Raw genomic sequence first — 23,284 nt, forward strand, 5'->3', positions numbered from 1 at the left:
CTCCATATTAAAAGAGAGTGGGGAATATGACAAGATATGGCAAGCCTTTTCAGTACTTTTGCCAATAAGAAGCGTGGGGGTAAAAGGCGATCAAAGGGCATACGGTTACGTTGTCGCCTTGAGAGCGGTTGATAGCTTTGAAGGAATGACCGCTTCGTGGCATGAAATGCCTAACGCCCTTTTGAGAAGGATATCCTCAACCATTACAGATAAAGTGCCAAGCGTGGGAAGGGTGGTCTATGATGTATCGGATAAACCCCCTGCCACGATAGAGTGGGAATGATGGAAAAGCGGTCATTGAAAATATTTATCAAAACACTTACCAACACGAATTCACTCTTTTATCCATCTTACGACTCAAAAAAACGAGGCACGCTCAGACACTCATCCATGAGTGCTTCGCTTTCTCAACACGTCCGTGTGTTTCCCAACCTCGTTTTTATGAGTCTCCAGATGGAGAGTTCATAAGTGCTGGCACGTGTTTCGAAGTTGGGTGGAGAAGAAAAAAGCTCCGTTAGATTCGCTTTCTCGGCACATCCTGTGCCTCCAACTCTGTTATTTCGCATCTTGTACGGCGTCTTCATATGTTTTGACAGAAACTTCAAAAAAAGGAGAGAGAAAGGCAGAAAAAAGCATAATTAATCCGAAACCCAGCCGGCACAGATTCATTCTTTTATCCATCTTACGACTCAAAAAAACGAGACACGCTCAGACACTCATCCATGAGTGCTTCGCTTTCTCAACACATCCGTGTGTTTTCCAACCTCGTTTTTAGAGTCTTCAGATGGCGAGTTCATAAGTGCTGGCGAATGTTTCGAGAAAGTGAAAAAGCAGAAGTTGATCGTTTTCTTAAATTAACGTACGTTAGGAATGAAAAACCATAAAAAGGTAAAGAGGTGTTTTGATGTTTGAAAAGGCTTACACTTTCGACGATGTTTTGCTGGTTCCTCAATACAGTGAGGTGTTACCAAGCGAAACGGATGTTTCAACGTATTTGACAAGGGATTTAAAGCTGAACATTCCCTTTATATCCGCGGCTATGGATACTGTCACTGAAGCCAGAATGGCCATAGCCCTGGCAAGGGAAGGCGGGATTGGGATAGTCCATAAGAACATGAGCATAAACGAACAAGCATGGCAGGTAAAGAGGGTAAAGCTTACGGAAAACGGCGTCATAAAAGATCCCATTACCATTCCACCGGATGCCACTGTGGAAGATGCGTTGGAAACGATGAGGCTATACAAAATAGGTGGATTACCCGTTGTCAAAGATGGAAGGTTTTTTGGACTTCTTACGAACAGAGACTTACGTTTCGAAAATGATATGAGCAAACCGGTGAAGGAACTCATGACGCCTCTGGAAAAACTCATTACATCCCCTTCCACATTATCGTTGGAAGATGCCAGAGAGATACTTCACAAATACAGGATAGAAAAATTGCCGTTGGTGGAAGGAAAGAAATTGGTTGGATTGATAACCATTAAAGATATAAACTCAGTTGTTGAATATCCAAACGCTTCGCGTGATGAAAAAGGAAGGTTGCTCGTTGGGGCCGCCGTTGGTGTTACCAAAGACACACAGCAGAGGGTTGATCTCTTGTTGAAAGCCGGTGCTGATGTCATAGTTGTTGACACCGCTCACGGTCATTCAAAAGGGGTAATTGAAATGGTGAAACAGCTGAAATCAGATCATCCTGACATGAGGGTAATAGCGGGTAACGTTGCCACGGCACAGGCAACCGAAGACTTGATCAAAGTAGGTGCAGATGCTGTGAAAGTTGGCGTGGGCCCGGGTTCCATCTGCACGACAAGGGTTATAGCCGGTGTAGGCGTTCCACAATTAACTGCCGTCCTGAATTGCGCCAAAGCCGCTTCTAAATACGGAGTACCTGTAATAGCGGATGGCGGAATAAGATATTCAGGCGATATAGTGAAAGCGCTGGCAGCTGGAGCGTCAACCGTCATGATGGGCAGTATCTTTGCCGGAACGGATGAAGCTCCTGGAGAAAGCATAATATACGAAGGTAGAAAGTTCAAATCTTACAGGGGAATGGGAAGTATAGGTGCCATGAAGAGGGGAAGCAGCGATCGATACTTCCAGGAGAACGTTTCTCCCAACAAGTTCGTCCCAGAAGGAATAGAAGGAATGGTGCCTTACAAGGGAAGCGTTTCCGAAATCATCTACCAATTGATCGGGGGATTGCGATCCGGAATGGGTTACTGTGGAGCGGAAAACATTCCTCAACTTTCTAAGAAGGCGGTATTCGTGGAGATAAGCCAGGCTGGAGTTAAAGAGTCGCATCCCCACGACGTCAAAATCACGAGAGAAGCTCCAAATTACAATTTTGGAGGTTGAAGATGATAGAAAGATATACTCCGCAAATCATGAAAGAGCTATGGTCTCAATCGGCCAAATATTCAAGATGGCTAAAAGTTGAATTGGCCGTTATGCAGGCTTATGAAGAAAAAGGAATCATACCGTCTGGCACTTTTGCCAAAGCGAAAGAAAATGCCCATTTGGATGTGGGTGAAATAGAAGAAGTTGAAAAAGATGTAAATCATGACGTGATAGCTTTTATAAAAGTGGCAACGTCCAGAATGGGGGATGAAGCGCGTTACTTTCACTATGGTATGACATCTTCGGATGTGGTTGACACGGCTCTTTCAATGGCGATAGTTGAAGCAACAGACAAGATAATGGAAAAGTTAAAAAGAGTCATGAAAGTTACATTTGAATTGGCAAATAAATACAAAAACCTGCCAACGGTTGGAAGAACTCATGGCGTTCACGCTGAAATAACATCCTTTGGATTGAAAGTGCTGAATTGGTATGCGGAAATGGAAAGGGCACTTCAAAGACTTGAAAGTGAAAGAGAAAAAATGGCCGTGGGAAAGATCTCTGGAGCGGTTGGGAACTACGCCAACATCTCTCCTGAAATAGAAGCCCTTGCGTGCAAAAAACTCGACTTGAATCCGTGCAAAATATCCACGCAGGTGATCCCCAGAGATCTTCATGCCGAATACGTGAGCATGTTGGCCGTTGTAGCCAGTGGTATAGAAAGGCTGGCAACTGAGATAAGGCATCTTCAAAAGACAGAAGTTAGAGAAGTGGAAGAGCCCTTTTCATCAAAGCAAAGAGGATCAAGCGCCATGCCTCACAAAAAAAACCCAATTCTTTGCGAACGTCTTTGTGGAATTGCAAGGATGATACGAAGCTATTCCATTGCGGCACTTGAAGATGTTTCGCTTTGGCATGAAAGAGATATATCTCATTCATCCGTTGAAAGGGTCATCATACCAGATGCCACAACGTTAGTCTACTACGCGCTTGATAAATTGGAATACATAATAGGGAATTTGAAGGTAAATGAGGACAGGATAAGGGGAAATATATCCGTTACAAAGGGGCTGGTTTTCTCACAACGGGTGCTGCTCAAACTCGTGGAAAGTGGGATGAGCCGCGAAGATGCTTATCTCTTGGTTCAAAAGGCTTCAATGAAAGTTTGGCAAGGAGAATCTCACGACCTTTTGACCGCTTTGAAAGAGAAACTTCCAAATGTGGATCTGGAAAGTGCCTTTGATGAAGAATATTATCTAAAACATGTGGATGATATATTCAAAAGATTTGAGGTGAACATATGAAAAGTGTCGTTATAGGTCTTCAATGGGGAGACGAAGGAAAGGGAAAGATCGTTCAGCATCTTTCGAAAATGCACGAATGGGTTGTGAGATTTTCAGGTGGTCCAAATGCCGGTCATACCATTTATTACGATGAAAAGAAATTCGTTCACCATTTGATTCCATCCGGCAGCGGAAAAAACAAACTTTTCATAGCACGGGGCACGTTGGTGGATTTGGAAGTATTGAGATCTGAAATAGATTCCATGGCTTCCATCTTTGAAAGCATAACGCAAAATATTTACATTTCACCCTGGTGTAGGGTTATAACGCCCGTTGAAAAAGAATTGGATGCCAAATATGAAGAAATGAAAGGAAGCATGGCAGTCGGTACAACAAAAAAAGGAATAGGGCCAACAGTTGCAAACGATGCGCATAGAATAGGGATAAGGATTTTCGATCTATTTGATGAAAAGCGTGCAAAAGAAAAGGTTGAAATGCTGGCCTCATTGTACAAATCCGTGATAGATTTGAACGCGAATGAGATATTCGAAGGCCTTATGAAAAATTTTGAAAGCGTGAAAAAATTCGTTCGAGAAGTTACTCCAACCGGGAATGTGCTTTTTGAATCTACACAAGCGATCATGTTAGATCCCATGTACGGAACGTATCCATACGTCACTTCAACGCCGTGCCTCCCTCAAGCCGCCTTGTATTACAGCGGATTTGAAAAAGGCAAGTTGGAAACTTACGGCGTTTTCAAAGCATACGCCACGCGGGTGGGAAGTGGACCATTCCCAACGGAAATTTTTGGTGAAGAAGCAGAAAAGTTGAGAAAAGCTGGTAACGAATTCGGATCGACAACCGGTAGACCAAGAAGATGCGGATGGATAGATTTGCCACTTTTAAAATACGCTTGCGACGTTGCAGATGTTGACCATCTGATAATAACAAAGGCGGATGTTTTAAACGGTTTTGAAAAGATAGGAATATGTGAAGAGTACGAAAACGACCTTGTCCCTTATGATTTGGAAAATTCTAAGGCAAAGATAAGATACATAGACGGATGGAAGGATCTATCTGACAAGGCATTTGAGGATTTTCTTTCAATTATTGAGAACAAAATAGGTAAAAAAGTGGAGTACGTCTCAACTGGTCCAAGAATAGATGAAATTATGAAAAGATGAAGAAAACCGCCTAAATTTGGCGGCTTTCTTTTACTCTTTTTACGTATTTTTTCCATTTTCTTTCAACGCTTCCATATGACATTTCCAATTTTTTGGCTATTTCTACAAGAGTGTATCCTTCGATTTTCAACAGCAAAAAATTTGGAAGTTCTTCGATTTTTTCTTCATTGGAAGCTTCCGCTTTTGGCAAAGAATTATCGTCCTCTACCAACGCGGCTTTTAAATGAAGAAGCGTGAAGCTTCCTTTGGTTTCCGGAAGGTTGGCTCCACGCCAAAAATGATCTTTTAGCTTTTGGTCTGAGAAATAATAGGCAAAATTTTGAAGAGTTCCACGTTTAGGATCGTATTTTTTCATAGCCAATAACATCAGATACCATATTGTCTGTTCTAAATCTTCTCTTTCACTTGAATGAACGGAATAGAGGTACTTTCTTCTTAATTTGTAAAAAATTCTCTTCAGCTCTTCAATCTTGCTTTCCTTTTTTCCAGAAGTTTTCATTCATCCACCTCACGCTCATATCTATGACTTCGCCTATGATCCAATTCAATATAGCCGATGGGATTGGAAGTTTAATGCCATTTTCGCTTATGAAGTCGTTCACGATTTTCATAACCTTTGATTTTTTCTTTTCTCCATCACCCGGATGTTCAACAAGTACAATGGCAGAATCCACCACAAATTTCACATCTTTTAAAACATTTAGAAATTCTTCCACAGCTTTCACCTGCCTTTTTGATTTAAATAAAGGGCGGCAAACGCCGCCCAAATTCAAATAAGGTTGAAGAGTTCGTTGTTACTTCTATCTATTACACTCGCAGAGTCAACTTTGTCGCAAATGCTACCCTTGGATGTGTAAAGTAAGTTTGAAGAAACAACCGAATTCATGAAATTTTGCACATCGCTAGAAGTTAGATCATCGCGTGGATCTGAAAGCCTTATTATTTTTGAGGAATTGTCCGATGAAGCTACGAACTTCATGCTTAAATATTTCGTGGTTGTAATAGCCATTATTCATCACTCCTTTCAGCTTATTGGGCCGAGTTGTGTTATGGTTCTAACGTTAATGCCTTCAACGCTTTTAGAAGTCAATCCCGCTAAACCGTATGCAAAATCGTACTTTGCCTGTTCTTGTGCCGATGGATTCAAACCATTCACGGTTACTCTGGTAAGAATTGGTTTCCCATTTTGATCTGTTTGACCAGTGTTAAGGTAAATCGTCAATGCTTCGTTCTTACCCAATTCGGTAACGCTATCGCCTTTTGCCATTTTTATCATCCTTTCTTTTTGTTTTTGCTTTGAGCCGGCTCAATTATATGGTACAAAAAAATACTATATTTTTGATCGGTATAAAAAATATTTCCGAGATGGTAAAATTTATATGAGGATATTTTTAAACATAAGAGCGCATATTTAAAGGAAAAAAGGAACTTAATGAAGAAAATCTAAGTTAAATTCGCAATTTGGCAAGAAAGACGGAGATTTTTGAAGAATAAGAAAGATTTAATCTTTTATGAAAAAAATAAGACAAGAAAAGAAATCTTCCTTGTCTTTGCATATTTTTAGAAAAACTTATGATATAATTTCACCACTAACCACTATTTGAATGGGGTGTTGATGTGAAAAAAACGATCATGGTATTTCTTTTACTTTCAATCCTATCACTTTTTTCAGTAGTTGCGTTGGCAGCTAATTTTGAATCGAAGGTGCTCTCAGAGTACCAAGAGTACGTGCACACTTTTGATAAGTACATGAACATCTTTGAAAAAAGTGGAAAGTTGGATGTTAATCCTTCCAATTCCATTGAACAGGTTGTTTACACTATCGTTAGTGAATTAGAACCAGCTGCTTATTACCGGTGGATAAGAATAAGAAGCTTTCAAATACCATCGGGAGCCATAGGCAACTTTCCAGTTATAGACATGCAATACATAGCGAAAAACATATACGAAAGGTATAAAACCGATGATCCGGTAGAAAATGTCAGCCTTTCCGCTTTTCTTGTTTACGTTGTGGGAACGCTTTACAGAGAAAATGTAGGGCAAACGGATTTTCCAAAATCCCCAACTTTTACCGAAGCGGTTTTTGATATAAACACAAAAGTAAGCAAAGAGGCTGCCAACATCGCGAGAACGTACATACAAAAGGCAATAGGCGCGAATGGAAAAGTTTTGGGGAATTTTTCTTACGCCAGTATTGATCTTAAAAAGCAATTGCTATCTTCACTTGAAAAAGCTTACGATGGAAATGTTCCTGAAAAAATCAAAAAGGCCGTTAATGAGTTGAAGTTAAACATTCCTCCCGTTGACGTTGTGAAGGAGAATGATATTTCTTCACTCGCGCTTGAATCTTTAACACAAGCGGATGTAAATGATGCCATTAAGAAGTTCACTTCAAATATTTCAAGAACGTTCGATAGTGCGGCAAGGATGATAAAGTTATTCGCTTCGATGGGAAAACAACCACAAGAAGCCGTTAAAAAGGGATTGGCAACTTTAGGATCGTCCTTAAGAATTCAAGAAATGCTTTCGTCGAATGTTGTTAAAAGAGATGTTTCAAAAAGATTCAACGATAGGATATTCAAATTGGAAAGTGCTCTGGCACGTAAGAGCTCGCGAGGAGTTTCTCCTCTATTTTGGCGCTGGATTGTGTATGCGTTAGCGTTGATAGTGGTGCTTATTTTTAAGCCTCGTGCTATGAAATACACCATTTTCGCCATTTTGGCGTTTGAAGGTTTGGTGCTTATTTTTGGAGTTGATCCTATGCTGAGCAGATTTGATTCCACTATGTACGGATTCATCATCGTTACAACTGCGTTTTTGTCCATCTTAACTTGGTTCCATGTTTTTTCCACAAAAAAGGTGATGTTCATTCTTTCATCTTCAGCCGTAGTGGCTCTGTTTATAGCTATGCTTTTCGTTCCGTTGTACGAGAACCTTCCGTCTACCAGAATGTCAAAGAATCAAACTTTTCTTAAAAGTGTTTACTTGAAAGTGTACGAAAATGAGCTTTACGGTCCAAATGGCATTCTCACTTATCATCTTAACGATTTGAATTCTAATTTGATCTCTTTAAGGTTAGACCCATACAATTTCACATCTCAAACACTCTCTTCTTACCTTACAACCATAAAAAAGGCTGGCGCTTTTAAGGGAATTATGAAATACCCTTCCGCTTTGAGAATAAACGTTGACAGAAATGCTGATTTCTTTGGGTATAAAAACGTGAATGAGTCTATGAAAAGCATAAACGTAGTGCAAGAAAGGGCGCAATCAGTTTTGGACGATATGCAGAAAAGGTTGAGCCTAATAAACGCAAGGGAAAAGATATTTTCTCAGACTTTAGACGGAATATACGCTCTTGCAGCACCAACGTTGCGCAGACAAATTGATGAAAGTTTGGAAAAAAGAATTTCTAAGCCTTCTCTCAATGAAGTTTCATCTCAACTTAAAGGTATAATAAAGAAAGCCGATATGCTTCCTGAGAGTGCGCCAACAGTCCACTTTTTTCAGACAAGAGAAGGTTCAAAGCTTTTCATAATCGTTTCGTTGTTGCTTTTATCCGTTACTTTCTTTGGAAGGAATTGGATATACAGGTTCACCATGGGATTGATAACGATTTTGGCGGCTTTTCTTACAATCACTCCGAAAGCAGTGGAAATTTTCGTCGAGTACGGTTTTCCAACTTACTCTCACATCCTTCGAAATGGAGAGTCTCCAAATGAAGTCATGATTTTCATAGTAATGGGAATAGGTGCTTTTGTGGCCTTTGAGGCGCTGTACACGCGCCTTTTTGGTATAAAGAAATCTTAAAAGGAAAGAAGGAGGGAAAAGCATGAAAAAGTATGTTGTAGCTTTGTTGGCTCTTGTGCTCATTATGAGCACGATAGGGGCGGCCGTGACGGTTTTCTTTGTCACTGATACAGGAGGCCTTGGTGATAAATCATTTAACGACAGCGCGTGGGCCGGTGTTCAAATGGCAGTGAAGAAGTTTGGAATAACTGCGAACGTCATTCAATCCTATGAACAGGCTGATTACATTCCAAATTTGACCGCAGCGGCTCAGGTTTCTGATGTTGTCATAGCTGTTGGATTCATGATGCAGGATGCTTTGGCAAAAGTGGCTCCGCAGTTCCCAAACACGAAATTCATCTTCATAGATGGTGTCGTAAAAGCTCCAAACGTCGAGAATTTCCTGTTTAAAGAACAGGAAGGAGCGTTCTTGGTTGGATACTTGGCGGCTGGTGTTACCAAAACTGGAAAAGTTGGATTCATAGGTGGAATACCAATTCCTCCAGTTTTGAGATATCAATACGGTTACGAAGCCGGTGTTGAAACGTACAACGTCCTCAACGGCGCAAACGTCCAAGTCCTTTCTGGATACGTTGGCAGTTTTGATGATCCAGCAGCTGGAAAATCAATGACCAACAGTCAGTTCTCTGAAGGTGCAGATATAGTATTCGCGGCAGCTGGTTTAAGTGGTCTTGGTACCATTGAAGCGGCAAAAGATGCCGGACCAGGTCATTTCGCCATAGGTGTTGACCAAAATCAAGACTACCTGGCTCCTGGGTACGTTCTTACAAGTGCCATGAAGAGAGTAAACATCGCCGTGTTTGATGGAATTAAATCTGTGGTAAATGGAACCTTCAAAGGCGGAACGACTGTGCTTGGTCTTAAAGAAGACGGCGTTGGAATAAGCCCAATGACCTACACAAAGCAGTACGTACCAAAGAGTTTGTTAAGTCAGTTGAAAGTACTTGAAAAAGCCATAATAGCTGGAAAATTGGTTGTTCCGAACACAAAGGAATCTTTCCAATCGTTCCAGGTACCAGCCATTCAATTTTAAGTGATGATTTCAATGGTAGGGGATCTCTCCCCTACCATTTCGTACTCTTTTTGAATCGAAAGGATGGGATTTCGTGGATAACAAGAACAAAAAAGATTATTCTCAATACGCGGTTGTTATGGAACAGATCGTCAAAAAGTTTCCGGGTGTGCTCGCCAACGATCACGTTGATCTTTTCGTGAAACGAGGCGAGATCCACGCGATAGTTGGCGAAAATGGAGCCGGTAAAACGACTCTTATGAGCCAACTGTACGGTTTGATAAATCCTAATTCTGGCAAGATCTACATAAATGGTGTTGAAACCAGAATAAAAAATCCAAATGATGCTATAGCTGCGAAAATAGGTATGGTTCACCAGCATTTCATGCTAGTTGACAGATTAAGCGTTGTGGAAAATGTGGTTTTGGGAATGGAGCCATCGCACGGACCATTCTTCGCGATAGATGTGGCACGAAAACAGATAAGGGAACTTTCTGAGAAATTTGGCCTTTACGTTGATCCGGATGCGATAATAGAAGATTTGCCCGTTGGAGCGCAACAAAGGGTTGAAATAATAAAAGTTTTGTACAGAGGAGCTGAAATTTTAATTCTCGATGAACCGACGGCAGTTTTAACTCCTCAAGAAACCGATGAGTTGTTTGACGTTTTAAGATCGTTAAAAGCACAAGGAAAGACGATAATTTTGATCACTCATAAGCTTCACGAAGTCATGGCCGTTACGGATTCGGTAACCGTTATGAGGTTGGGTAAAGTAACGGGTGTTGTGAAAACAAAGGATACCAATCCGAAGGAATTAGCTCGGATGATGGTTGGGCGTGATGTTCTTTTAAGAGTTGAAAAAGATAAAGCCAAAGTTGGCGATAAGATACTTGAAATAGAGAATCTTGAAGTTAATGAAAATAGAGGATTGAGGGCTGTAAATGGAGTTTCCCTTTCCGTTCATAAAGGTGAAATAGTTGGGATAGCCGGTGTTGCCGGAAATGGGCAGTCTGAACTTGTTGAAGCCGTTACCGGTTTGAGAAAAGTAGAGGCTGGTAAGGTTATCTTTAAAGGCGTTGATATAACGAATTTTTCACCTAAAAAACGTAGAGAAATGGGTATGGGACATATTCCTGAAGACAGATTAAAAAGAGGTTTGGTAACGGCGTTTCCCATATACTACAATTTCATCCTTGGGAAACACGATGATCCAAAATTTTGCGATGGATCGTTTTTGAAAATACGAGACATAAAAAAGTTTTCTGAAGAATTGGTGAAAGAGTTCGATGTTAGACCGCCTTTGATAAATATTTTAGGGGCAAATTTAAGTGGTGGTAACCAGCAAAAAGTTATAATAGCCAGAGAAATAGCTTTTGAGCCAGATTTTTTGGTCGTTTCTCAGCCTACAAGAGGATTGGACATAGGAGCCATTGAATTCATCCATAAAACGATAATTTCCATGAGAGATAAAGGAATAGGTGTACTGCTAATTTCGATGGAACTTGAAGAGATATTCTCATTGAGTGATAGGATCTTGGTAATGTACGAAGGAAAAATAATGGGCGAAGTTAGACCGGAGGAAACTTCAACCGAAGAAGTTGGAATGATGATGACCGGTCACAGGCTTGAAGATCTTCGTTCACAAGAGACACAGGAGGTTTAGTGAAGATGTCAAAGCTTAAGAAATTTTACATGAATGACAAAATTATATCTCCGCTCATAGCCATAGTAATTTCTTTTATCATTGCGGCCATCGTCATGATCTTGATCGGAAAAAATCCAGCAACCGCTTACGGCGCCCTTTTTTATGGGGCATTTGGGACAGAAGGCGCCCTGATAAACAACATAATGAAGGCCACTCCTTTGATACTTACGGGTCTCGCCGTTGGATTTGGGTTCAGAGCTGGACTTTTCAACATAGGAGCTAATGGACAGCTTATTATCGGTGCTTTGCTTGCAACGTACGTGGGATCGCAAATGCAGACGTTCCCATTTTACCTTTCCATTCCGTTGATGCTTGTTGTGGGAATGCTGGGAGGAGCTTTGTGGGGTGCTTTGGCCGGATGGCTGAAAGCCGCAAGAGGAGCGCATGAAGTCATAACGACGATAATGCTGAACTACATTGCCGTTTTTATAGCAAATTACGTTGTGAACGGTCCGTTTCAGGCACCTGGTGGAGTTCCAAAATCCCCTGAAATTGCTTATTCTGCGAGGTTTCCCAATTTGGTAACGACAGGTGCTACGTGGCTTAGTGCGGGAATATTCGTGGCATTAGCTGCCGTTGTCGTCGTTTACATAATAATTGAAAAAACGAAGACTGGATATGAGGTTAAGGCAGTTGGATTCAATCCATACGCTGCTGAGTACGGTGGTATAAGCATTTCAAAAAACGTCGTTCTGGCCATGGCTATAAGCGGTGCATTGGCTGGATTAGCAGGAACAATGCAGGTTATGGGTGTTTATTACAGATATTTGGGTTCTTTAGGAGGCAGCATGGGCTTTGATGGCATTACAATCGCCTTGATTGGTCAAAATGATCCGATTGGAATAGCCTTTGCCGCTTTTCTCATATCTTCGATAAGGGCAGGCTCTAACCAGATGCAAATAGCTGGGGTTTCCAAAAACATAGTCATAATAATTCAGGGTATCATAATATTCTTGGTGGCAGCCAACAGATTGGTGAAAACTTTGATGGTTTGGAAGAGAAAAGGAGTTGAAGAAATATGAACGCCTGGGTTCAAGCCATAATAAACGTTTTCATAAATCCCGTTTTCTACCGTTCTACACTTAACCAATCAACACCTTTGATCTTCGCCGCATTGGGTGGAGTTTACAGCGAAACCACGGGTGTAGTTAACATAGCATTGGAAGGAATAATGTTAATAGCGGCGTTTGGCGGTGTTGTAGGAAGCTATTTTACTGGAAATCCATGGTATGGGTTAGCGTTAGCTTTACTCTTAGGCATCTCTATGGCGGCTTTACACGCCTGGGCGTCCATAAGATATGCCGGTGATCAGATCATAAGCGGTACAGCTATAATTTTGCTTGCTCAAGGTATAACGGGCTTTTCTTTAGTTGAACTTTTTGGAAAACCTGGATCCACGGATTTGGTGAGATCGATTCCTCTCGTTAACCTTGGTGGATTTGAAAAAGTTCCATTTTTCGGAAAAATGGTTGGATCGCTTTCACCTCTCGTTTACGTGGCTTTCGCATCCGTTGTGTTCAGCTGGTATCTCATATACAAGACAAAGCTTGGTTTAAGAATGAGATCTGTTGGAAACAATCCAGAAGCCGCTGACACGTTGGGTGTAAATGTGTACAATATACGTTATTTTGGTGTTTTGATGAGTGGTGTGTTTGCAGCATTAGGCGGAGCGTTTTTAAGCATAGGGGAATTGGGACAATTCACCGAAAACATGTCAAATGGTCGTGGCTTTATCGCTTTGGCAGCTATGATAATAGGTAACTGGAGCCCAACTGGTGCTATGTGGGCCGCTATACTTTTCGGAGCTGCTTCTGCGTTCAACGATCAACTCCAAAGTCAAGGCGTTCTGCATTTGGCAACAAATACGCAATACCTGTTTGGAATGATTCCTTACATACTTACTTTGATAGTGGTTAGCGGTTTTGTTGGTAAGAGTCGTGCGCCAACGGCAGATGGTATACCATACATAAAAGATTGAAAAAGTCGAGGTTGAACAAATGGAAGAAGATCCAAAACTCAAAGCCGCTTTAGAACTGAAAAAAAAGATAGAAAAAGATCTCGGATTGAAAAGTGAAAAGGCTTCTCAGCCTAAAGAAACTTTGTCAGTCCGGGTTTCTTCTTACAACTTGGATTTCAACAGTCTTACCACGTTCAGCGATCTTTACGATTTTTCCGATTTTGATGTAGACGATGAAAAGATAGCTTCCATGATGGAAAACGGTAATTTTGGTAAAGAAGAATTCTCGATGTTTTTGAGAAAGCAATATGACGATCTTGTAGCCACTTTGAAAGAGAAAAAAGATGACACTTCAATGTACAATCTTTTCATCACTTACATGGCAATGGGAAGTTTGAAAGAAGCGTTGAAAACATCGATAGAGCTTAAAAATAAGTATCCACTTTCTCCGTTGGGTTATTTGGCTCTATCGCATGTTTTGTTTTTTTTAGAAGATGAACGCTGGCAAGAGTCCTTCAAGATATATCTCTCCATGAACAAAAAGGACGGGCTTGCCTCTTTTGTTTGGAAGGTTTTTAAAGAGGATGAAAGCGTGAAATTTCCCAAGATATCTTCGAGAAAGTACATGTTGGATATAGTCATGCTTGCTTTGGGAGAAAAGTTTTTGCCAAGAGATGTGCTCGCTGAAAGGATATGTGCGCGTGTGTTTAACCCATGCAGTCACGCCTTTTGTAAACTTTTGAATCTTGAAAGTGGAATTGAAGTGGAAGAGGAACCAAAGAATTCTTATTGTTATCTTGAAAATTACGTGAAATCGCTTTCCCTTTACAAAAAAGGAGAGTATTCAAAAGCGCTTCTTGCTTTGCCAAAATTAAGAGATCCAAAATTCCTTTACCTTGAAGGGCTTTGTCATTATGCCTTAGATGAAAAGGAGGCTTTTAACGCTATTGTTAAAGAAATAGTTAAAATGGATCCAAAAGCTTCCTTTTTCATTTCGACTTCCCAGGAGGAGGTTAAGTCTTTTGGATTGGCAGAAGAAGGCTCGGCTGTGCTATACGTTTCACCTTCAAAATTGGGAAACGATTACCAAAATGCTTTGAGAAAGTTGATGTTTGAAGTTGCAAACATGAGAGGTTATGCGCCTTCTCATGTTAATTTTGGAATGAAGATGAAAAATTATCAAATTATGCGAGTTTTCTTTGGTTTTAAAAGTTGCAAGGGGGTGAATGAAGGTGACAAGAGATGAAGCCATAAAAATAGTGAAAGAACACGTTTCTTCCAGAAATTTGGTAAATCATATGATAGCTACGGGAGCTGTGATGAAAGCCCTCGCAAAAAAGTTCGGTGAAGACGAAGCAATTTGGGAAGTTGCGGGTATTCTTCACGATTACGATTATCCAGAAACAAAAGAGCATCCAGAAAAGCATGGTTTAGTCAGTGTTGAACTTTTAAAAAAGTACAATCTTCCTCAAGAAATTTATGACGCCATATTGGCGCATTGCGATAAAAAACCCCGTGAAAAGCTTATAGAAAAGGCCATTTACGCCGCGGATCCGACTACCGGTTTCATAGTGGCAGGTGCGTTGATCAGACCTGAAAAGAAGTTGGAACCTGTAGATGTGAAATTCCTGATGAAAAGATTCAAAGAAAAATCATTTGCAAAAGGAGCTAGCCGTGAGCAGATGGCTTCATGTTCGGAAATGGGGTTAAGTTTGGAAGAATTTTACGATATAGCGCTTACAGCAATGAAAGAGATTCATGAAGAACTCGGTCTTTGATATGGAGGGGATGATTTTATGTCAGATTTAACGGAAAAAATAGAAAATGAGATAATAAAGGCGAAGGGTTTTGTTTTTACGCCTTCGGATAAAATAGCCACGCGCGAAAAGATAGCCTCGATGATAGATCACACTTTACTCTCACCAGATGCCACTAATTCTCAAATAGAAAAGCTCTGCGAGGAAGCCGTAAAGTACGCTTTTCATTCAGTATGCGTCAATCCTATAAATATTCCTCTTGCATCTAAAATATTGTCCGGAACAAACGTTAAAATTGCGAGTGTTGTTGCGTTTCCATTTGGAGCGACTTCACCTTCTGTAAAAGCCACGGAAACTAGATGGGTCATTGAACACGGTGCGGATGAAATAGATATGGTCATAAACATAGGGGCGTTGAAGGACGAAAGGTATGAAGATGTTTACGAGGATGTAAAAACCGTGGTTGAAGCCGCCCAAAATAAGATTGTAAAGGTTATAATAGAGACGGCTCTTTTGAATTTCGAACAAAAAGTGGCCGCGTGTGTTATATCAAAAGAAGCGGGGGCTCACTTCGTGAAAACATCTACGGGTTACTCCAAAGGAGGAGCAACGGCAGAGGACGTTGCGTTGATGAAATACGTTGTGGGCGATAAAATGGAAGTGAAAGCCTCTGGAGGAATACATTCATTTGAGGATGCGCTGAGAATGTTCAGAGCGGGAGCGACAAGAATAGGAGCGTCCCACTCGGTGGAAATAGTCACAAAATAAAAGGCGGTGAGGATCATATGGAAATACCTGAAATGAAGGTAAAAGAATTTGTAGATGAAGTGGCTTCTAAATCTCCCACACCAGGAGGGGGAGCTGTTGGCGCGACGGTTGCAGCACTGGGAGCCGCTTTGATAGAAATGGTGGCGAATCTCACCATAGGAAAAAAAGGATATGAAGATTATGAAGCTGAAATGGAAAGAATAGTTGCGGAAAGCGAATACAGAAGAAAGAGATTGTTAGAAAGTGCTGATGACGATATAAAAGCGTTTGATGAAGTTATGAGGGCTTTTAAACTTCCAAAGAACACGCCGGAAGAAAAGGAAGAGAGAAAAAAAGTATTACAGGAAAGTTTGAAAAAAGCGTGTGAAGTGCCTTACGAGCTTGCGAGAGAAATATCCAAGCTATGTTCATTAGCAGAATCAGTATCAAAATTCGGGAACAAAAACGCAAAAAGCGACGCCGAAAGTGCAGTCGCATTGTTAGAAGCCGCTTTTTCGTGCGCGTTGGCAAACGTGGAGATAAACCTCAAGTCTATAAAAGATCCTGAGTTCGTTTCGTCTATGCGTGAAGCGGTCTTGGAATTGAAGGGAAAAGTGGACAAATGCGTTGCCAGTTGTAAGCAAAAATAACGTTTTATCTTTTGGTATAATAATCAGAACATGAGAAACAGAAAGGAGGAAAAGCGTTGGGTATTGTATTTCTTATAGTTATCGGAATTTACATAGCAGTTTCGGTGGGCTTGATTTGGAGTGTCATGGCTCAAATGTCTAAACATGCCGGATTGGGAGGCGCATTTGGATCAGGTTCATTGTACACGGTTTTTGGTAGGGAAAAAGGACTGGACACCCTTGGAAAAATCACACTCACTCTTGCCATCACCTTCATGGTTATGAGTATCATCGTGGCGTATCTTATAAATCTTCCACATTAAGAAGGTGAAACATGTTAAGTGCTGAAGAACAATTAAAAATTCTCAAAAAGAATGTTGAAGAACTAATAAGTGAAGAAGAACTTTTAGAGCGTTTAAAAAGCGGAAAACCATTGAGAATTAAGCTCGGGGTAGACCCATCCCGTCCCGATCTTCATTTAGGGCACGCTGTAGTTTTAAAAAAGCTGAGAGAGTTTCAAGATTTGGGCCATATTGTTGTACTGATAATAGGAGATTTCACTGCGAGGATCGGTGATCCTTCAGGGCGTTCAAAAACGCGGCCAATGCTTTCTGCCGAAGAAGCGAAAAAGAATGCCATTTCATACCAAAAACAAGCGTTCAAAATTTTAGATGAGGAAAAAACTGAACTTCGTTTCAATTCTGAATGGTTGGAACCGCTCAATTTTGAAGATGTTATAAGATTGACTGCAAAATACACAGTTGCGAGAATGCTTGAAAGGGATGATTTTGAAAAGCGATACAAAAGTGGCGAGCCAATAAGCATCGCGGAGTTCTTGTATCCTATCGCTCAAGCTTATGACTCTGTTGCGATTAAAGCAGATGTTGAGATGGGAGGAACGGATCAGAAATTCAACCTCCTTGTCGGCAGAAAATATCAGGAAGAATTTGGTCAAAAGCCTCAAATAGTTATGACGATGCCTTTGATAGAAGGAACAGATGGTACATTGAAAATGTCGAAAAGCTACAACAATTACATTGCTTTGGAGGATGTACCGGAAGATGTCTACGGTAAGGTGATGTCCATCCCCGATTCTTTGATGTTCAAATACGCGAGGCTTTTAACTGATTTGGAAGTGGAAAAAGCCGAAGAAGATGTGAAAAACGGAAAGTTACATCCAATGACCTTTAAGAAAAGATTGGCATTCGAGATAACGAAGTGGTTGCACGATGAAAAATCGGCTAAAAAAGCGGAAGAATACTTCATTTCAACCTTTTCAAGAAAAGAGACGCCAAAAGAAGTTCAAGAAATCGAAGGGAAAAATGGGATAAAACTTTCACAATTTTTGAAAGAAATAGGTGCAACACCGTCTGCTAGTGAAGCCAAAAGGCTTATAAAGCAAGGCGGCGTGAAGATAAATAACGTCGCAATAAAAGATCCGTTTTTTGTAACAAACTTTAAAGGCGGAGAAATTTTAAGGGTTGGAAAGTTAAAATTCTACAAAATAAAAGTCGTTTAACTCTTGAATTTGTCAATATGTGATGGTATAATTCTAAATTGATGGGATAGTCTGAGATAGGGGGTGAGGCATTACATCCTTGTTTACAGACTTTAAAGAGAGAGTGTCTACTATTTAAAAAGGAGGATGGTATAAATGAAAAAAAGCCTTATGGTAGTTGCTGTGGTTGCCGTGCTGTTGATGGCTTCGTTGGTATTGGCCGCAAGCTACTCTGATGTGCCGGCAAATAGCATCTACGCACCAGCCGTTGAGGCGCTAAGCAAGGCTAAGATTATGGTGGGTTCAAATGGTCTTTTTAACGGTTCAGCAACGGTAAACAGGTACCAGCTTGCTGAAACGGCCTACAAGCTTTTGAACTACATTGAAAGTGATCCTCTTCTTGCGAAGGCGCAAGATATAACAGCACTTCAAACGGTTATCAACTCTGTGGTGAAAAAAGTTGGAAACAACGATGCCATAGTGGCCAACCTTCAAAAAGAAGTCAACGCTTTAAAATTGGTTGTTGACGAGGTGAAAGGCACATCCAATTTGGCGCAAGTTGTTGCTGACAATTCCGATGCAATCAGCAATCTTCAAACGATGCTGGTAGATATCAAATCATCGCTCTCGTCTGAAATTGATTCCGCGAACGCCAACGCGAGCAAAGCGTTGAAGTTTGCGAATATCAACAACAACATGATTGCAAATCAAGCAAGAGAGATCGCATCATTGAAGCAAGATATGAAAGCTCTCAAGGCCGGTTCAAGCAACGATGAAATTGCGAAAGTGAAAGGCGAACTTGAGGCTGAAATCAATCAAACATCGGCGTTCATTTACAAGAAAATTGCCGTGGCGACAAAACCAATTGCCGACAACACAAAGGCTATAAAAGATTTGAAGAGCCAATTAAAAGACCTTCAAACCTCCTTTAACAAAAACAACATTGCCATGAACACTTCTCTTGCAAGCATCAGAAGCTCTCTTTCAAACCAGATAAGCTTTGTGAGCAACGATCTAAAACTCACGAAATCTCAACTTTCAAGTGAGATCAACAACAACAAGATCGCGCTTGAACAAGAAGTGAAAAAGGCAAACGAAAAGGCCAGTTACGCAACTTGGATAGGCCTTGGCGGATTAACACTCGCTGCTGTCGGATTTGGAACATTCCTTTATTGGGTGTGGGTTGATTACAACCATTGAGATTTAGGCTTAGTTATCAATACTCTTTTAGTTTTTAGATGAAGAAGTTTTTTTAAATCCTCCCTGTTAAATTTAAAAAGGGCGAATACAGAGAGGCTTATTAAAGAAGGGGGAATAAAAAATGAAGAAACTTGTTTTGGTAATTGCTATTACAGGTCTTTTGGCCATAGGTGCTTTGGCAGCAACTTACACGTTGACTCCGTCTTTAGATGTAAGCGGTTCATACGAATTTAATTTCCTTGCTGGTAATCAAGGAATAGATTTTTCGCACAAACTTGATTTAACGGCTAGTACATCATGGCAGTGGAGCCCAAGTTTCCCAGGAGCTTTTACACTTCCTGCTACATGGACTCTCAGCTTAAACGCAAGTTTTCCATGGACCGGAAATGCTCCTTCCGTTTCACTTGATAGCTTAGTATACGAGTCACTCATCAGTAAATTAACATTCAAAGAAGCGTTTGAGAGGAATTTCTGCAGTTTGATGTGGGGCAACGGAAAGGCGCTGGGATTAACTTACGTTTACAAACCATTAAAAGATCTTACACTTCAATATCTTGATACGACAAACGATGGCGCTTCCACAAACCCAAGCACGCCTCTGTTTGCAAAACCGTATTTCAAAGATGAAATTGCAGCCAATTATGCCGGTGAAAACTACAGCTTAACTGGCGCCATGTACTATGAAAAGCCAAACAACTATAACTACTCTTATTTTGTAGGAATGACTTACACTGGAACAGGATTAACTGAAGGATTGAGTGTAAAAGCTGCGTATGGTAAAGATTTGGTGTGGACACACAGTGTTTCCACGGCAACAACGTGGGATCCGACACCTGTTTCCAACAATCCAGTTGATCAGACTGCACTCTCACTTTCTTATGAAAAAGATTTCACTCTTGGCGCAGCAGGCAAACTTAATGTAAGCGCTAGTTATAACTATTTCAAGAATTTTACACCTAAATACGAAGCATTTAGTAGCAGTGATGGAAAGAATTATAAACCTACTTATCCAGCAAGTGAGAATAAAGCATATGGCAAGGCTTCTTACACTAATACATTGTTTGGGATTTTCACAGTCAATCCTTGGATTGAAGAAACATATGATGCTCTTGCTGCCACCAAGACAGTGGTGAACTTTGGTATTGATGCTACAGCTACGATTCCAATTGGAATTGCCACATTGAAACCGACATTTAGTATGTCTGGAGGAAATTTGGTTTCTACAGTTATTAAATTCAATAAGACGCTTGATCTGAACCTCTCTGCAGATGTTGCTGGAATTAGTTTCAATGGAGACATCAATTGGGAGGATATAACGAATTTTGCTAGTCCAACATGGAATTTAGATGCCAAATATGTGAAGAATGTTACCTTCAGCAAACATGCAACTGTAACTGTAACGAAGATCGCTACTGATGCGAAAACGGGCAAGGCTGCTACAATTACAACAAACGAGGCTACTGTTCTTACAAAAACGAAACAACTTTTCAGTTTAGAAGGATATGTTACAAGCGCACAGGGTGGTCCAAGTTATGCGGGTTACTACATAGAAGGAACGTATAATGTAGGAGCCTGTTACGATGGCAATATGTGGACTTTGAGTGGATACCTGGGGACTCTTACAAAAGATTCAAATGGAAATTATATTAGCGTCGCACCATATTGGTACATTCAGGCATCCAAGACTATAAGTTTCTAATATAATAGAAGTTTTTCATAAAAAGCCCCGAAAAATTCGGGGCTTTTTTTATGGTAAAATTGAAATAACCATGCAATTTGTTTCATCGTTAAATAATGGAAGGAAACAAAACAAAAGGAGTGATGGAATTGGCTCGATGGGTGTACATAGAAAATGCGGCAGAACATGTGGGAGAAGAGATTGAAATAAGAGGTTGGATGTTCAACAAACGTTCAAGCGGAAAGATACACTTTTTACAATTGAGAGATGGAACTGGATTCATTCAGGCTATCGTTGAGAAGTCTTCAGTGGATGAGGAAACTTTCAAAAAAGCCGATTCTCTAAGGATAGAATCGAGTGTCATCGTTCAAGGAAAGGTTAGAGAAGACAAAAGATCACCTTACGGTTTTGAAATGGATGTCAACAACATTCAAATAGTTCAGATTCCAACAGAAGACTATCCAATTTCAAAAAAAGAACACGGCATAGACTTTTTGATGACCAACAGGCACCTTTGGCTTAGATCAAAAAAACAATTTCATATTTTGAAGATTCGAAACGAAGTTATAAGGGCGATAAGAGAATTTTATAATTCTAAAAAATTCGTTCTCATCGATACGCCTATACTCACCGGAGCAATAGGTGAGTCTGCCGGAGAGCTTTTCAGCGTGAAATATTTCGATCTTGGAAAAGCCTACCTTGCCCAAACGGGTCAGCTTTACTTGGAAGCTGCGGCGATGGCTTTGGGAAAAGTTTTTAACCTTGGGCCAACGTTCAGAGCCGAAAAATCAAAGACACGCAGACACTTAACGGAATTTTGGATGAATGAAGCGGAAATGGCCTATTACAATTCAAATGACAACATGACACTTCAGGAAGAACTCGTTTCGTACGTCATTCAAAAAGTTTTGGAAAGGGCGGGAGATCATCTCGCAGCTCTTAATAGAGATACAACGTTGCTTGAAAAGATAGAGCCTCCATTTCCCCGAATAAGTTACGATGAAGCCATAAAGCTTTTGCAAAAGAAAGGATTTGATATAAAGTGGGGAGACGATATAGGCGGAGACGAAGAAACCGGCATAAGCGAGGAATTTGAAAAACCCGTTATGGTGTACAACTATCCAAGAAAGATAAAGGCTTTCTACATGCAGCCGAATCCCGAAAATCCGGAAGTGGTTTTATGTGATGATATGCTGGCGCCTGAAGGATACGGAGAGATCATAGGTGCTTCTGAACGTATTCACGACTTGGATTTGCTTATAGAGAGAATAAAAGAATTCAATTTGCCTGTTGAATCTTATGACTGGTATATCGACCTGAGAAGATATGGAAGCGTTCCCCACAGTGGTTTTGGAATGGGAGTGGAAAGGCTTGTCGCCTGGATATGCAAATTAGATCATATAAGAGAAGCCATCCCATTTGCCAGAACCATCTACAGGATTCATCCGTGAGCAGGTGAATGAATGGGTAGATTGTTATCTTCAGAACCTCAAAATGAAGACGAAAGTTTTGTAAGCATAAGGCCACTCTCACTTGATGAATACATAGGTCAGAAAAACGTTAAAGAACGTCTTAGCATCGCTATACGCGCCGCGAAGATGCGCGGAGAGGTGTTAGATCATGTGCTTTTGGCGGGTCCACCCGGGTTGGGAAAGACCACGCTTGCCACGATAATAGCCCACGAAACTGGTGGGAGGCTTCACACAACCAGCGGGCCTGTTATCGAAAGACAAGGAGATCTTGCGGCAGTTCTCACTTCGCTTGCAAGTGGTGACGTACTTTTCATAGATGAAATACACAGACTACCCCACGCGGTTGAAGAAGTGCTTTATTCAGCAATGGAAGATTACAAACTTGATATTTTAGTCGGAAAAGGTCCTGGTGCGAGAACGGTTAGACTGTCAGTAAATCCCTTTACATTAGTTGGCGCAACAACGAGAAGTGGGCTTTTGACTCCTCCTTTGAGAAATCGTTTTGGGATGGTTTTAGAGCTCGATTTTTACAAAATTGAAGAGCTGAAGAACATAGTTAAAAGAAGTGCGAAAATCCTTGGGGTAAAAATAGATGACACTTGTGCATTTGAAATAGCGAAGAGATCGAGGGGAACACCAAGAGTTGCAAACAGGCTGTTGAAAAGAATAAGAGATTTCGCTACCGTTAAATCGAAGGACGAGATAACGCTTGAAATAGTTGAAGAGGCTTTTGAATCAATGAAAATAGATAAGTACGGTCTTGATGAAACCGATAGAAAAATACTAAAAAGGATTGCTCACGATTATAGAGGAGGTCCAGTGGGCTTAAACTCTTTGGCTGCAACTGTTGGAATGGAAGCTGAAACCATAAGCGAAGTTTACGAACCTTATTTGCTTCAAGGCGGTTTTGTTGCCAGAACATCGCGTGGAAGGGTACTCACGGCAAAAGGGTACAGCGCTATAGGAGAATCGCTGATAAGCACTGAAAATTTTGAATTTGGGAGTGATAGTTGA

General features: G+C 40.8%; 23 protein-coding genes. 19 read left to right on the forward strand and 4 right to left on the reverse strand.

All coding sequences use genetic code 11. The features are described 5' to 3' along the window. The 4 genes from ACXJIN_RS02940 to ACXJIN_RS02955 form a co-directional block, all read left to right on the forward strand. Positions 1-283 (forward strand): GMP synthase (glutamine-hydrolyzing) (locus ACXJIN_RS02940; protein ID WP_456399305.1); only part of this gene is annotated, 283 nt, incomplete at its 5' end. 621 nt (positions 284-904) lie between these two features. Next, positions 905-2,356, forward strand: a complete 1,452-nt coding sequence (guaB, locus tag ACXJIN_RS02945; protein ID WP_456399306.1) for an IMP dehydrogenase — start codon at positions 905-907, stop codon at positions 2,354-2,356. Positions 2,357-2,358: 2 nt separating this feature from the next. Continuing rightward, positions 2,359-3,642 carry an adenylosuccinate lyase gene (purB, locus tag ACXJIN_RS02950; protein ID WP_456399307.1) on the forward strand — a complete coding sequence of 428 codons (1,284 nt, stop codon included), beginning with the start codon at positions 2,359-2,361 and terminating at the stop codon, positions 3,640-3,642. Further along, positions 3,639-4,805 (forward strand): adenylosuccinate synthase, encoded by a 1,167-nt coding sequence (locus tag ACXJIN_RS02955; RefSeq protein WP_456399308.1) that lies wholly within the window; start codon positions 3,639-3,641, stop codon positions 4,803-4,805. The genes purB and ACXJIN_RS02955 overlap by 4 nt, the downstream gene beginning before the upstream one ends. 10 nt (positions 4,806-4,815) lie before the next feature. Here ACXJIN_RS02955 and ACXJIN_RS02960 read toward each other — a convergent pair whose 3' ends face one another. Genes ACXJIN_RS02960 through ACXJIN_RS02975 form a run of 4 tightly spaced genes read right to left on the reverse strand, consistent with a single transcriptional unit; the run spans position 4,816 to position 6,072 of the window. Continuing rightward, positions 4,816-5,304 (reverse strand): hypothetical protein, encoded by a 489-nt coding sequence (locus ACXJIN_RS02960; RefSeq protein WP_456399309.1) that lies wholly within the window; start codon positions 5,302-5,304, stop codon positions 4,816-4,818. Beyond that, positions 5,270-5,521, reverse strand: a complete 252-nt coding sequence (locus tag ACXJIN_RS02965; protein ID WP_456399310.1) for a hypothetical protein — start codon at positions 5,519-5,521, stop codon at positions 5,270-5,272. Before ACXJIN_RS02965 ends, ACXJIN_RS02960 begins: the two co-directional genes overlap by 35 nt. A 53-nt stretch (positions 5,522-5,574) precedes the next feature. Beyond that, positions 5,575-5,814 (reverse strand): DUF2922 domain-containing protein, encoded by a 240-nt coding sequence (locus tag ACXJIN_RS02970; protein ID WP_456399311.1) that lies wholly within the window; start codon positions 5,812-5,814, stop codon positions 5,575-5,577. 15 nt (positions 5,815-5,829) lie between these two features. Next, a complete protein-coding gene (locus ACXJIN_RS02975) occupies positions 5,830-6,072 on the reverse strand; it encodes a DUF1659 domain-containing protein (protein WP_456399312.1) in 243 nt (80 codons plus the stop codon). A gap of 350 nt (positions 6,073-6,422) precedes the next feature. Here ACXJIN_RS02975 and ACXJIN_RS02980 point away from each other — a divergent pair, with 350 nt between their 5' ends. From ACXJIN_RS02980 to ruvB, 15 genes are all read left to right on the forward strand, one after another. After that, a complete protein-coding gene (locus ACXJIN_RS02980) occupies positions 6,423-8,615 on the forward strand; it encodes a hypothetical protein (protein ID WP_456399313.1) in 2,193 nt (730 codons plus the stop codon). Positions 8,616-8,637: 22 nt separating this feature from the next. Further along, positions 8,638-9,648: a BMP family lipoprotein gene (locus ACXJIN_RS02985; RefSeq protein ID WP_456399314.1), complete on the forward strand. Its 1,011-nt coding sequence runs from the start codon at positions 8,638-8,640 to the stop codon at positions 9,646-9,648. 118 nt (positions 9,649-9,766) lie between these two features. Beyond that, positions 9,767-11,290: an ABC transporter ATP-binding protein gene (locus tag ACXJIN_RS02990; RefSeq protein ID WP_456399333.1), complete on the forward strand. Its 1,524-nt coding sequence runs from the start codon at positions 9,767-9,769 to the stop codon at positions 11,288-11,290. 29 nt (positions 11,291-11,319) lie between these two features. After that, entirely contained in the window at positions 11,320-12,354 is a 1,035-nt protein-coding gene (locus ACXJIN_RS02995) for an ABC transporter permease (protein WP_456399334.1), read from the forward strand. Beyond that, complete coding sequence (locus tag ACXJIN_RS03000; RefSeq protein ID WP_456399315.1) at positions 12,351-13,310, forward strand: ABC transporter permease; 960 nt, start codon at positions 12,351-12,353, stop codon at positions 13,308-13,310. The genes ACXJIN_RS02995 and ACXJIN_RS03000 overlap by 4 nt, the downstream gene beginning before the upstream one ends. Positions 13,311-13,329: 19 nt before the next feature. Further along, the gene (locus ACXJIN_RS03005) at positions 13,330-14,535 is read left to right on the forward strand and encodes a hypothetical protein (RefSeq protein WP_456399316.1); all 1,206 of its coding nucleotides are present in this window, start codon (positions 13,330-13,332) and stop codon (positions 14,533-14,535) included. After that, positions 14,516-15,067: an HDIG domain-containing metalloprotein gene (locus ACXJIN_RS03010; RefSeq protein WP_456399317.1), complete on the forward strand. Its 552-nt coding sequence runs from the start codon at positions 14,516-14,518 to the stop codon at positions 15,065-15,067. Before ACXJIN_RS03005 ends, ACXJIN_RS03010 begins: the two co-directional genes overlap by 20 nt. A gap of 120 nt (positions 15,068-15,187) precedes the next feature. Further along, on the forward strand, positions 15,188-15,814 hold the full coding sequence (deoC, locus tag ACXJIN_RS03015) for a deoxyribose-phosphate aldolase (RefSeq protein ID WP_456399335.1): 627 nt from the start codon (positions 15,188-15,190) through the stop codon (positions 15,812-15,814). A gap of 17 nt (positions 15,815-15,831) precedes the next feature. Beyond that, a complete protein-coding gene (locus ACXJIN_RS03020; protein ID WP_456399318.1) occupies positions 15,832-16,443 on the forward strand; it encodes a cyclodeaminase/cyclohydrolase family protein in 612 nt (203 codons plus the stop codon). Between the two features lie 56 nt (positions 16,444-16,499). Beyond that, complete coding sequence (gene secG, locus ACXJIN_RS03025) at positions 16,500-16,745, forward strand: preprotein translocase subunit SecG (RefSeq protein ID WP_456399319.1); 246 nt, start codon at positions 16,500-16,502, stop codon at positions 16,743-16,745. Between the two features lie 11 nt (positions 16,746-16,756). Further along, positions 16,757-17,941 (forward strand): tyrosine--tRNA ligase, encoded by a 1,185-nt coding sequence (tyrS, locus tag ACXJIN_RS03030; RefSeq protein ID WP_456399320.1) that lies wholly within the window; start codon positions 16,757-16,759, stop codon positions 17,939-17,941. Positions 17,942-18,076: 135 nt separating this feature from the next. Continuing rightward, complete coding sequence (locus ACXJIN_RS03035; RefSeq protein ID WP_456399321.1) at positions 18,077-19,120, forward strand: S-layer homology domain-containing protein; 1,044 nt, start codon at positions 18,077-18,079, stop codon at positions 19,118-19,120. Positions 19,121-19,241: 121 nt separating this feature from the next. Then, a complete protein-coding gene (locus tag ACXJIN_RS03040; RefSeq protein ID WP_456399322.1) occupies positions 19,242-20,819 on the forward strand; it encodes a hypothetical protein in 1,578 nt (525 codons plus the stop codon). A gap of 122 nt (positions 20,820-20,941) precedes the next feature. Then, positions 20,942-22,249, forward strand: coding sequence for an asparagine--tRNA ligase (asnS, locus tag ACXJIN_RS03045; protein ID WP_456399323.1), 1,308 nt, complete (start codon positions 20,942-20,944; stop codon positions 22,247-22,249). A 12-nt stretch (positions 22,250-22,261) separates the two neighbouring features. Further along, on the forward strand, positions 22,262-23,284 hold the full coding sequence (gene ruvB, locus ACXJIN_RS03050; protein ID WP_456399324.1) for a Holliday junction branch migration DNA helicase RuvB: 1,023 nt from the start codon (positions 22,262-22,264) through the stop codon (positions 23,282-23,284).

The organism is Mesoaciditoga sp. (assembly GCF_054006115.1).